The sequence below is a fragment of the Paenibacillus sp. NPDC093718 genome, from assembly GCF_050279985.1.
Classification (GTDB): Bacteria; Bacillota; Bacilli; order Paenibacillales; family Paenibacillaceae; genus Paenibacillus_AQ.
Map to the genome: position 1 here is coordinate 488903 of NZ_JBNNUS010000004.1, position 11729 is coordinate 500631.

The following is an 11729-nucleotide window of genomic DNA, read 5'->3' on the forward strand; positions in this document are numbered from 1 at the left end:
AGGCAGTGTTACGGGAAGAGCACGCATCATAGTAGTTCAACCCACATTAACCGCCAGCATGGAGTCGAGAAATAATCTATGTAGATGCGTTACCTTTTAAAATTTCTCTCAGCACATTTTTGGCCAAACGCAGCTTCTCATCATTGGCTTCATGAAGTAATCCAACAATATCTTGAATATCGCTCTCCGTAGAAGTAACCAAGAACTCTTCATCCACATATGCAAATAGCTGAATCAAACTGACATCAAGAGCCCCAGCAATCTTATACAAATTTAATAACGATACATTCTTTTCACCACGTTCAATCTGTCCTATATATGAAAAATGAAATCCACCCTTCTCACCAAGTGCTTCTTGCGACAAGCCCTTCTCCTTGCGTAGAGCACGTATTCGGGTTCCTACAAGCTTTAATATTCCCTTATCTATCACGGCATTCACCTCTTCATGTCAAAAGTGTAGACAAGTTTTATCGAGGCAAACACCAAACAATAAATATTATTATTTAAATTAATATCTATAAGTATTAAAATGTATATAACACTTCCCTTTTTCCGTTAGGAGGCAGCCGTTATGGAGAATAGTTTGCATCATATAATAAAAGATTATTGTCAACTTGCTAAATATCATATGAAATTAGCTCGTATCATGAGAAATCACAATCGGTTCATGACATCCCTCATCCTTTGTCATTCTGCTCTCATGGCCATGATCCGAGCTCTATTTATTTATGAGAACAAAACACTACCCAGCTCAGAGCTGACACTAGTTGATCTTTTGCAACTATTACATACGGACTATAACCCCGGGCTTGAAATCGTGGTATTTGTTGGAAAGCTAAATTTTATAATTTATGAGGATCAACAGAGTTTAGAAGTCATAAAGGAAGAAGATAAGGATCGGCTGATAAAAAGAACAGAAGAGGTTTTAAGGGAATTATGTAGGAGAATAAAAGAAAAACCAAAACACTGACATAATGCCGTCAGTCATCGCAGCTCATAATAGCTATACAACCAACCATAACGGGTTATAGGAGGAAAATAAATGATGAGCACACACCCAACATTGCGAGGATTTGCGACCATCAGTTACTGGGCGGACGATATGGAAGCGGCAAAGGCTTGGTATTCGGATCTGCTGGGTATAACACCTTATTTCGAACGTTCGGGACCCGACGGTCAACTGGCCTATGCCGAATTTCGAGTTGGAGACTACCAGCATGAGCTGGGTCTCATCGATCGCCGTTTTGCCCCTGCACAACCAACTTCGGGACCCGGAGGAGCAATCATGTACTGGCATGTCGACGATATAGAAGCCACCCTCAGCCAATTAAAATCCATGGGTGCCGTAGAGTACGAACCTCTCGTACACCGGGGAGAAGGATTCATCACGGCATCGGTCACGGATCCTTTCGGCAACGTGCTGGGAATTATGTACAATGCTCATTATTTAGAGATAGTGAATTCACGAAGCCGGGGGTGATCCAAAAACATGGAAATCGATAAGACGGTACACGTGCAGACTTGGCGGGATTGGCGGAAGTGGTTAAGCGATCACCCGATATGAAGACCGAATCTTTTATACGTTGTGTATTCATCAACCGATTTACGGTTATAGTTATCTAAAGGCTTTTTTCGTTCATGAATGTACTGATCCATATCATTGGATTCAGATTATAATGGATGTTGTACGGTGGAAGTCTGTATATAGGTATTCGAATATAGCGTAGAAGAGGTTGAAGATGAGCAGGAAACATTTTACAGACTATCAATTAAGCGAAGCGATTGTGAAAGCGTTGAATAGCTTGGGCTATGATACACCGACAGAGGTACAGACGGAAGTCATTCCCGTTGCGCTTGAGAAAAGGGACCTTGTGGTCAAATCGCAAACAGGTAGCGGCAAAACAGCTGCTTATGGTATCCCGCTCTGCGAGCTGGTGGATTGGAATGAGAATAAGCCACAGGCATTAATCCTGACGCCAACCCGCGAACTGGCGTTACAGGTCAACGAAGATCTCACGAATATTGGGCGTTTTAAACGAATCAAAGCAACACCTCTTTTTGGGAAACATCCTTTCCATATACAAAAAGCCGAGTTAAAGCAAAGAACGCACATGGTTGTGGGTACGCCGGGACGTGTGCTGGACCATATTGAACGCGGATCGCTCTCGCTGGAGCGGATTGCTTATCTCGTCATTGACGAAGCGGATGAGATGCTGAATATGGGCTTTATTGAGCAGGTTCAGTCGATTATTCAACGGCTGCCTCGTGACAGGGTCACCATGTTATTCTCCGCTACGTTTCCTGAGGATGTGGCCAATTTAGCCCACAAATATATGAACCATCCTGTCCACATTGAGATTCAAGCAAGTGGTATAACAACTGCCACGATAGAACACGAGCTTATTCAGGTGATGGAGACGAGGAAGCTCGCCCTTCTTCAAGATCTGCTCATTGTTGAGAGCCCGGAGAGCTGTATTGTGTTCTGCCGTACGCAAGAGCATGTGGATAAACTATTCAGATCATTGGCTGATCTAGGCTACCCATGTGATCGTATTCACGGTGGAATGGAACAGGAAGAGCGTTTCGAAGTCATGAATGCATTCAGAAGAGGACAATTCCGTTACTTGATAGCGACGGATGTAGCCGCCAGAGGTATCGATATCACGAATATCACCCATGTGATTAATTACGATATCCCGCTTGAGAAGGAAAGCTATGTTCATCGCACGGGACGTACGGGACGCGCAGGCAAGACGGGTAAAGCGATTACTTTCGTCACACCGAGGGACGACAGAAGATTAGCCGACATTGAAGAGTACATTGGGTTTCCCATACCAGTAGTGAAAGCTCCCTCCAAAGAAGAAGTCGATCACCGGCGAGAAGCTTTCGAGCACAAACTAAGAATCCAACCTGAACTGAAAAAGGATAAGCGTGAGCAATTAAACAAGCAAATTATGAAGCTTAACTTCAATGGCGGCAAGAAAAAGAAGCTTAGAGCCGTTGACTTTGTCGGAACGATTGCCAAGCTTGAAGGGGTAACCGCAGACGATATTGGGATTATTACGATCCACGATTTTGTGACGGATGTTGAGATCCTGAATGGCAAGGGACCTCTTGTGCTTGAAATGATGAAAAACACGACGGTAAAAGGCAAACTGTTAAAGGTGCGCCAAGGGAATAAATAAAAAAATAAATAAAAACTTGCAACAACACTGACATAACGCCGTCAGTCATCGCAGCTCATACTAGCTATAACACCAATCATAACGGGTTATAGGAGGAAAATAAATGATGAGCACACACCCAACATTGCGAGGATTTGCAACCATCAGTTACTGGGCGGACGATATGGAAGCGGCAAAAGCTTGGTATTCGGATCTGCTGGGTATTTCACCATACTTCGAAAGGTCAGGCCCCGACGGGCAACTGGCATACGCCGAATTTCGGATTGGAGACTACCAGCATGAACTGGGTCTCATCGATCGCCGTTTTGCCCCTGTACAATCAACGTCCGGCCCCGGCGGAGCGATCATGTACTGGCATGTCGATGATATTGAAGCTACCCTTAGCAAATTAATATCCATGGGTGCAAAAGAGTACGAGCCGCTCGTACATCGGGGAGAAGGATTCATCACGGCATCCGTCACGGATCCATTCGGCAACGTCCTCGGTATTATGTACAATGCTCACTATCTAGAGATGCTGAATTCACGAATCCGGGGGTGACCCAAAAACATGGAAATCGATAAGACGGTACACGTGCAGACTCGGCAGGATTGGCGGAAGTGGTTAAGCGATCATCACCGTGCTGAAGATTATTGCTGGTCGATCATTACGGATCCTTCTGTAAATTATTTGGACTTGGTTGAGGAAGCCTTATGTTTTGGCTGGATTGACAGCACACGCAAAAAAATGGATGCCACGCATACAGCACAACGATTCTCGCCCAGGAAGAAAAACAGCAACTGGTCAGAGCTCAATAAAGAGCGTGTCCGACGGTTAGAGCGATTAGGATTAATGACTGAAGCAGGAAAGAAAGTACTGCCCGATATGAGGACCGAAGCTTTTGTAATTCAGGAATCCATATTGATGGAGTTGCAGCAGGATGAAGTGCTATACCACAACTTCAAAGCCCTGCCAGAGCTATATGTTAGAGTCAGGATCGACAACATCCAGTCCGTGCAGAGCGACGCAAGTCTGTATCATACACGATTGGCTAAATTTATAGAACATACTCGTATGAATACAATGTATGGAAAATGGAATGATGATGGTCGTCTTTTAGGGAAGTAAACCTCCTCAAAGCCGAAACTATGCTTCACCTTCCATGCTACTTACGCTCCAGCCCCAAAAGGAGCAGCTTAAGCTGCTCCTTATTCATCATGACCTCCACCATTACATCCACTTTTACACCACATATTCCGCCATAATGTGCTCGATATCGAATGGAGTAACCCCATGTTCCACCGAAAAGATCGTTTCAGCCTGATCCACTGTATCTACCGACTCTCCTCTTGCCTTCGCATGCAGCATGAAAAGATCGTACAGGTCAGGTTTCCGTAAGGTTGTCATCGCTTTGCCCATCAAAACCATCCCCTTCTGATTCCCTTCTACGTTGTTGTAGAAATGAGGATGTCTCGTCAGGGACAAATCCGTCCAGATAACCGTACGTTCCACCAGGTCCAGGATGACGGGGATGGCGATCTGCGTATCTGCGGCAACATCGATTTTATTAGCCACCGTCGAGGGCTCGAATATTTCACCGGAACCGGGTTTCTTGCGCATCATCCAGCCCACGAAGCACTCGGGCAGATTGCAGTACGGTTGATTCGTATACGAATGAAGAGTCGCCACAATATAACGTCCGCCGTACTGGACGATGGATGGAATATGCAAATCAATGAATTCGCATGCTCCTTGAGGAGCCGACACGATATCTCCGCTGTGTACGGCCTGGTATTTGGAAGATCGCAGATTCGTGTAAGAAATATGCTCGACATACTGCCAATCTTGATCATACATGACGGCGGACAGGTCAATATCCACGCGGCCTGTAGGCTCCCCGTCAACGCGTCCTTCCTTCCACCAGCTGAAGAAACGGATGGTATCCCCCTCCGTCATCGGCACACGGCTTCCCCGAACAATCGTATGCAGCGCTTTGCTTGCCGATCTCTGGGAGAACGGCACATGGTAGTCCTTCAAGCGCTCATCGACATAGGCCTTCCCTAAGGACGGCAGTGCGGCGAACCGCTGGATCAGCACTTGTTCGCATAGCTGCACGATGTCACGACATGCCGCTTCATCGATCTCAGGGAGCGTATCGGGCACGGCAAAGGCTTTGGCCACATTTCCTTTCGGGAAAAAGACGCGCAGCTCTTGAGACTCACGGCGGCGGGCAAAATGGTTCTTCACTTGCAGCAATACCGGCGTCGATACTTGACTTGCGACTTCGCCAAAGGCCAGTACAACATACTCCGTATGTTCGGTGGATCGCAATAACTGATCCAATCTGCGGGCAAATTCCCCCGGACGCTGCATCAACAGATCGATCAAATTCCAGACCTGGTTGTACTGAAATGCAAACTCCACACTCCCGTTATACGTGGTAAAGGGCTTATTATTGCGTAAAATATCAAACGCTTCCTCGCAGCGTATATACCGATGCTTATATTCGGATGGATGCAGAATTTCACCCAAACGAATCCAGAGGTCTTTAAATCTGAGCATATCCTCCGTTATCGGATGACAGCGTTCCAGCAATCCGAGCAGCAGCCGTCTTTCACGCCGCTTAAATTTGCGAAACCGCGTGGCTTCCGCCAAACTGACATCTCCGTCTGACCACGCCACAGCCAGGCGAAGGACATCGGTTGCGGTTTTGAAATAACGCCCAATTCGCTCGACATTCCCCTTGTCATGCTTCATTAACGCAGCTGCCACGAATCCCGCATTCTCCTTGAACGGAATTTCGGGAGGAAGAATGGCATCCAGTTCATCCGGATCTGCTAACTCGATAACGGTCTCAATATCCTCTTTATCTGTTTGGGAGATGGAGCCTTTAGCCTGGATAAGCTGACGTATCATGGTATAAAAATCCGTTTTGCTCCCCAGTTCAATGACTTTCAATTTGACTTCGTCCTGCAGCGGAGGTCTCTCCTCAAGCTCATACTCAGGCAGATCCCAAGTAAGGTAATGATAGATGGCATTCAGATAGAGCTCCGCGTCATCCTCCTCCATCACCTGCATCGGGAAAGCAGGATACATCGGCTCATATTTCACATGCGCACCTACCAGCAGCCTTAAATCGGCAATCAGTGGTTGGTAAAATGCTTCAAACTGTTCCTCGGATAAGGTACGAACCGCGTGTAATAGTGGATATGAGAACGCAAATCCAAGGTGTTCGATATTGTTTATGGCCGTTGCCAAATAAGCTTTCGATAGCCGACCGGGCCCTTGGCCTTCATTTATAATCAATTTGTTCGCTCTTCGCAAATAGATGGTATTCATCATCATAAAAGAGTCCAGGAAAGCCATATCCCTAATGTCATTAAAGGAATAATAGAAGGAAGGAATATGATAGCCTGGACGCCTCCTCTCTTGAATAAAACTCCCTCAGGAAAGCTGCGACCCTAGGTTCGCCAATTGAAATAGAAGGAAGGATCGCAATAGCCTGAAGGCCAAAGGTTCAAAGTCCATGACCTCAAATCTTTGATGAACCCATCATCCCATACCCGATAGCCGGCCAACAGGGCGAAAGTATTACGACTTTGGAGAACAGGAACATTTTTAAGCCTTATTCGAATATAAAAAAGCGACTGCCGTAAGTCCGGCAATCGCTTTTTAGGTAAGTACAAGCCTTCATGGATGGCGTCCGCTTTATCGTCAAAATAGGCAGGTGCATTGCTGCCAATCCAACTAGCAGCATGCTCAGAAGGACTGGGGCTCGCTGATACAGGATACAATCTGTTCTTTCATCCAACATAGTCGTAAGATTCATCTACAACTCTCCCTCAAGAAACCGGATCAGGTACGATTCAGGCTGCGCGAGGAACTCCTAACCATTTTTCCAAAATTTTAAATGGTGACGATATCCCCTTTTCCGCTCGCTCGATTTCCTTCCCCCACATTATGACACGTGTCATACAGATCTCTTTACAGGTGTGAATGTTGCGCCGGACGGATCGTTCCTACAATAAAGTGACAAGAGAACTTAGAAGAAAGAAGGAATGGGAAATGGAACAACGAAAGGACAGGATTCGCCTGCTGGACATTTTGCGGGGGTTCGCGATCCTGGGAACGCTCGGGACGAATATTTGGATCTTCGCGCATGCGGGGGACCTTCGCCACATTACCACCTTTAATCAATCTGGCTGGTGGGGAGCGAATGATCTTCTCCGGATGATCGTCTTATTCCTGGTGAACGGGAAGCTGCTCGGACTGCTGACCATCATGTTCGGCGTCGGCCTGGAAATGAAGTATCGGCAGGCCAAGCGCAAGGGAAAGCCGTGGCCTGGCGTTTATTTGTGGGCGGTCCTGTTTCTGATCCTTGAAGGCCTGCTGCATTTTATACTGGTCATGGAGTATGACATCTTAATGAGTTATGGAGTCACCGCCATCATTGCGGCCTTTATCGTAAAGGGCGGCGACCGGCTCATCGCCCGCACGATGAACGTAATCGGCATCGTCTTCGCCATTGCGATTCTGGCCCTCGCGGGACTGATGCTGGCGAGCGGTGCAAAGGTATCGCTGGGCAGTTTTTATGATGTCGCTGTTCTTTATCAGGAAGGCACTTGGTTGGAGCAAGTTCAATATCGGCTGGCGAATTTTCTCCCGCTGCGAGCGGAGGCCATCCTCGTCATCCCAACGAACGTGTTTCTGTTCCTGCTGGGCGTTCGCTTCATGCGCGCAGGCGTATTCACTCCGGACGAGAACGGCAAAAGGCTGCGGAAAAGGCTATTCAAGCTGGGCATATATGTCGGCGTGCCGCTCAACCTGCTCATATTCGTTCCCGGCGGCGCTTTCGATTTACCGGTGCGCTATTTATTCGCCCCGCTGATGTCCATGGGGTATATAGCAATCATCGCGAGAATGATACAATATGCGAAATGGGAGTGGCTGTGGCGCCGTCTGGAAAATGTCGGAAAAATGTCGCTGAGCTGCTACGTGCTTCAGAACATCATCGCATCCGCCGTCTTCTACGGCTGGGGCTTAGGGCTTGCCGGCAAGCTGAATTCGGCCGCGATTATCGCCGTCTGGCTGCTGATCTCCGCACTTCAGCTCGGCATGGCGTCCTTGTGGCTTCGCGGCTTCAAGCTGGGGCCCATGGAGACCGTCCGCAAACAGGCAGTAGGCTTATTCGAATCAAAATAGCCGGATTGGGGGCTAGATATGTTCTATAAGTTGTACCCGAGGGACCAGATCAAAAATTATTTGCTCATCGATGTCGTACTGACCGTATTTTTATGCTACCGTGTGTTTCGTTCAGATACGGCGCTGGGACTGTGGGGCAGCCTCTTGCTGCTCCTGCTGTACTTCGTTTCGTTTTATGTCGCGCTGTGGCGCCGCGGCGGCCTGCTGCTGGCAGCCGTGCTGTCCGGTCTGTCGGCGATTGCCGTGTTCGGGGTGTATATCGGGCCGAGCGTCCTGATGTTCGGGATCGTTTTTGCAGACTTGCTGGGCCGGTCCAAGTCCAAGGTACATATTTCCATCGGCAGTGGGGCCATTGCCCTATCGTACCTGCTTGTGTTCCTCATCCGGCAGGAACCGCTGCTCGAAACATCCAACGCCATGTACCTTCCGGTCATGATCATTCAGACGGTATACCCCATCGTCATCTACATCAAGGAGAAAGCAAAAAGCCTGCAGGGGGAGCTGGACGAAGCCAACGAGCAGATCGCAAAGTATATCCAGCAGGAGGAGCGGCAGCGGATCGCAAGGGATCTTCACGATACCTTGGGACAGACCCTCATGATGATCAAAATGAAGAGCGAGCTGGCGACGAAATGGGTGGATAAGGATTCTGCCCAAGCCAAGCGAGAGCTACGCGAGATTCTGGATACCACCAGAACCGCCCTGAAGCAAGTGAGGGAGCTGGTATCCGATATGAAGTTCGTCTCTCTGCCAAGCGAGCTGGAGCATTCAGCCAAGCTGCTGCATACGGCGGGAATTGCCCTGAGTATCGAGGATCTGGAGAAGCCCCCGCTGTTATCCAGCGTGGAAGAAACGATGCTTGCGCTCTGCATCCGGGAAGCCATGACCAATATTATCAAGCATAGCCGGGCCAAGCGATGCACCATCAGGCTGGAAACGAAGGACCATGTCTACGGAATCCATATTGCGGATGACGGCATTGGGCTTAAGGGCCAAAGCGACGGAAACGGCATCCCGTCAATCATGGAGCGGATGAAGACGCTGGGCGGGTCCTCCACCATCGCCCCGACGCCTGAAGGGGGCACTGTGGTGTCCCTGAAACTCCCGCTTCGCCGGCATGAAAAGGAGGACGCTTCATGATTCGAATTGTCATTGCGGAAGATCAGAAAATGCTTCGCGGCGCATTCGCCTCATTGCTTAATTTCGAAGATGACATTGAGGTGGTGGCCGAGGTGCCCGACGGGCAGCGAGCCTGGGACGCGATCCGGCAGCATCAGCCGGACGTGTGCCTGCTCGACATCGAGATGCCTCATATCAGCGGCCTGGAATTGGCCGAGTCCATACGTCAAGCGGGTCTGCCCTGCAAAATCATGATCGTCACGACCTTCGCGCGCCCGGGTTATTTGCAAAAAGCGATGGATGCGCAGGTAGAAGGCTATCTGTTAAAGGACGAGCCGATCGATTTCTTGATCGAAGCCATCCGGCGGGTCATGAAGGGCGAGCGGGTTGTGAGCACCGATCTGGCGGCTGCGCTCTTCATGAAGGAAGAGAATCCGCTCAGCGAACGGGAAATCGAAATGCTTCGCTTAACCAAGGAAGGCATGACCACCAGCGATATTAGCAAAGCGCTGTTCCTGACGAGAGGAACCGTACGCAACTACCTGTCCTCCGCCATACAGAAGCTGGAGGCGGATTCCCGGCAGCAGGCCGTGGCGATTGCGGAGGATAAAGGATGGCTGTAAACATCCTCGGACACAGTGCACCTTGTTTATGACTTGAAGGAGGAGATACCACTTGGCTTTAAGTCGGAGGTCTTTATCAGTCATTATTACTTCAGTCTCTAGATGCTAAAACAACGCAGCCTCATAAGCTGCGTTGTTTTTGTAGAGTAAGAAGGAGTACGCATCTACAAGGGAAGTGATCAGTCTGTGTCCCAATCTATCCATGATCACCAACCGGGTAAGCATAGAAAATATAACGCTCTGGCGCATTTCCCAAATAACGAAACGGATAACAGGTCGAAACAACTAATACCTCGGTTCCCATTGAACGAATAACCGTTGTATCGTCTTTATCTACGATAGCCGTGTTTCTAATCTCGTATTCAAAGTTACCATAAGGCAATTTTACGATAAAATGATCCCCTACCGACAACTTGTCGAAATCTCGAAACACCGTGTCCCGATGTCCAGACAGCAGGATTTGCTCATCTTCCATGGGAAATGCGGTGCCGCTGTAATGTCCGACTCCTCTCTCAAGCATCTCTTCCTCCGTGCCTTCAATGATCGGAAGTTCAGCTTCCAGCTTGGGAATCTCAAGCATTCCAATCACATCGTTCGGTTTCGGATCAAACTTGGATTTGTCGATTAGGTGATCACGATAGGATACAGGATCCGCACGTTGTTCATTCGAATCAACTGTTGTGTTTGACTGGCGAATCAGATCGCTTGCTTCCGCCATAGCTTCCTTCAAGTTTGCCTGATGTTCGACATATTGAATGCCAGCGAAAGTCAGGAAACCTGCACCAACGAGCAGCAATAATGCTCCTATTATTCTCCGCATATTCTCTCCTTCCCATTCGCTCAAATATATCAATCGATGTTTACCGGTTTAAAAGAATAGCAACAAATGTCCTTTGATTAACTATATTTTTACAATCATATCTTACTGTTTCTTAACCTTAAAATCCAGCGTAATACCATATTCGCCTTCCACAATAAGCCAAAAGTAATATATCCATTTAGTAGAAACAGACCCTCTGGTTTATATTTTTGCTTCTCTTGAGCCATTATTGGGTTTGCAAAAAGCCCTACCGCTGATCCTACGTCGCTATGCAATTCCAGCGAAATATTAATCAAAATTTTAGATAACAGCCCTGCCATAAAACAGTCGGTTTATGAGCAGGGTTTGTAGTTTTTTGTCGAATAATGGTATGGGCCAAACGTCCAATTTTTGCTGGTTATATATGGTACCACGGGAATATTGTCGATAAATGGTTGCTAGCTTATACTTGACGATAAATTGTATAAATTTGGAGGTGAAAAGGAGTGGTGCCGGAAACAGGAGATGAGCATATCGCACTAATGCTCCGGTGATCCGAAAACATAACGATTGGAGGGAGACAAATTGCACTCAGCCCGCTCGGCAAGATCAAAGGTATTAAAGCGGATTTTCATTAAATTTTCAATTCTATTAGTTATTCTAAGCGGGTTACAGCCTGTATTAACATTACCGGCTCATGCTGCAGGAGCCGAGAACACGGAATCCAATGATGCCGCATTGAGGGCTACGTCCGGGATTACTCCTCTAGCCGCGTGCCCAGAGCCAGTAGCGCTGATCAATGGCAGCTTTGAGGAGCCGGC

The 11729-nt window shown here is 48.0% G+C and carries 11 protein-coding genes; 8 read left to right on the forward strand and 3 right to left on the reverse strand.

Going from position 1 to position 11729, the window contains the following annotated elements; translation table 11 throughout:
* Positions 1 to 76: 76 nt before the first annotated feature.
* Complete coding sequence (locus ACQKPA_RS15130; RefSeq protein ID WP_427493442.1) at positions 77 to 430, reverse strand: helix-turn-helix domain-containing protein; 354 nt, start codon at positions 428 to 430, stop codon at positions 77 to 79.
* A gap of 141 nt (positions 431 to 571) precedes the next feature.
* Between ACQKPA_RS15130 and ACQKPA_RS15135 the strand changes: the two genes are divergently transcribed.
* The 5 genes from ACQKPA_RS15135 (at position 572) to ACQKPA_RS15155 (ending at position 4293) form a co-directional block, all read left to right on the forward strand.
* Complete coding sequence (locus ACQKPA_RS15135; protein WP_427493443.1) at positions 572 to 970, forward strand: HEPN domain-containing protein; 399 nt, start codon at positions 572 to 574, stop codon at positions 968 to 970.
* A gap of 75 nt (positions 971 to 1045) precedes the next feature.
* A complete protein-coding gene (locus ACQKPA_RS15140) occupies positions 1046 to 1480 on the forward strand; it encodes a VOC family protein (RefSeq protein WP_427493577.1) in 435 nt (144 codons plus the stop codon).
* Between the two features lie 259 nt (positions 1481 to 1739).
* Positions 1740 to 3185 (forward strand): DEAD/DEAH box helicase, encoded by a 1446-nt coding sequence (locus ACQKPA_RS15145; protein WP_427493444.1) that lies wholly within the window; start codon positions 1740 to 1742, stop codon positions 3183 to 3185.
* A 106-nt stretch (positions 3186 to 3291) separates the two neighbouring features.
* Entirely contained in the window at positions 3292 to 3726 is a 435-nt protein-coding gene (locus ACQKPA_RS15150; RefSeq protein WP_427493578.1) for a VOC family protein, read from the forward strand.
* Between the two features lie 9 nt (positions 3727 to 3735).
* A complete protein-coding gene (locus tag ACQKPA_RS15155; protein WP_427493445.1) occupies positions 3736 to 4293 on the forward strand; it encodes a YdeI/OmpD-associated family protein in 558 nt (185 codons plus the stop codon).
* A gap of 114 nt (positions 4294 to 4407) precedes the next feature.
* Here the strand turns inward: ACQKPA_RS15155 and ACQKPA_RS15160 are convergent, their stop codons facing one another.
* Entirely contained in the window at positions 4408 to 6510 is a 2103-nt protein-coding gene (locus tag ACQKPA_RS15160) for a TerD family protein (protein WP_427493446.1), read from the reverse strand.
* 720 nt (positions 6511 to 7230) lie between these two features.
* Here ACQKPA_RS15160 and ACQKPA_RS15165 point away from each other — a divergent pair.
* The 3 genes from ACQKPA_RS15165 to ACQKPA_RS15175 are packed head-to-tail and all read left to right on the forward strand — an operon-like array spanning position 7231 to position 10109.
* Positions 7231 to 8367, forward strand: a complete 1137-nt coding sequence (locus ACQKPA_RS15165) for a DUF418 domain-containing protein (RefSeq protein WP_427493447.1) — start codon at positions 7231 to 7233, stop codon at positions 8365 to 8367.
* An 18-nt stretch (positions 8368 to 8385) separates the two neighbouring features.
* Entirely contained in the window at positions 8386 to 9507 is a 1122-nt protein-coding gene (locus tag ACQKPA_RS15170; RefSeq protein WP_427493448.1) for a sensor histidine kinase, read from the forward strand.
* Positions 9504 to 10109 (forward strand): response regulator transcription factor, encoded by a 606-nt coding sequence (locus ACQKPA_RS15175; RefSeq protein ID WP_427493449.1) that lies wholly within the window; start codon positions 9504 to 9506, stop codon positions 10107 to 10109. Before ACQKPA_RS15170 ends, ACQKPA_RS15175 begins: the two co-directional genes overlap by 4 nt.
* Before the next feature lie 196 nt (positions 10110 to 10305).
* On the opposite strand, the gene ACQKPA_RS15180 is transcribed toward ACQKPA_RS15175, so the two are convergent.
* Complete coding sequence (locus ACQKPA_RS15180) at positions 10306 to 10929, reverse strand: class D sortase (protein ID WP_427493450.1); 624 nt, start codon at positions 10927 to 10929, stop codon at positions 10306 to 10308.
* Positions 10930 to 11729 lie beyond the last annotated feature (800 nt).

Coding starts and splice junctions, on each gene's coding strand:
- ACQKPA_RS15135 (WP_427493443.1), top strand. CDS start 572: ATGGAGAATAGTTTGCATCATATAATAAAAGATTATTGTCAACTTGCT.
- ACQKPA_RS15140 (WP_427493577.1), top strand. CDS start 1,046: ATGAGCACACACCCAACATTGCGAGGATTTGCGACCATCAGTTACTGG.
- ACQKPA_RS15145 (WP_427493444.1), top strand. CDS start 1,740: ATGAGCAGGAAACATTTTACAGACTATCAATTAAGCGAAGCGATTGTG.
- ACQKPA_RS15150 (WP_427493578.1), top strand. CDS start 3,292: ATGAGCACACACCCAACATTGCGAGGATTTGCAACCATCAGTTACTGG.
- ACQKPA_RS15155 (WP_427493445.1), top strand. CDS start 3,736: ATGGAAATCGATAAGACGGTACACGTGCAGACTCGGCAGGATTGGCGG.
- ACQKPA_RS15160 (WP_427493446.1), bottom strand. CDS start 6,510: ATGATGATGAATACCATCTATTTGCGAAGAGCGAACAAATTGATTATA.
- ACQKPA_RS15165 (WP_427493447.1), top strand. CDS start 7,231: ATGGAACAACGAAAGGACAGGATTCGCCTGCTGGACATTTTGCGGGGG.
- ACQKPA_RS15170 (WP_427493448.1), top strand. CDS start 8,386: ATGTTCTATAAGTTGTACCCGAGGGACCAGATCAAAAATTATTTGCTC.
- ACQKPA_RS15175 (WP_427493449.1), top strand. CDS start 9,504: ATGATTCGAATTGTCATTGCGGAAGATCAGAAAATGCTTCGCGGCGCA.
- ACQKPA_RS15180 (WP_427493450.1), bottom strand. CDS start 10,929: ATGCGGAGAATAATAGGAGCATTATTGCTGCTCGTTGGTGCAGGTTTC.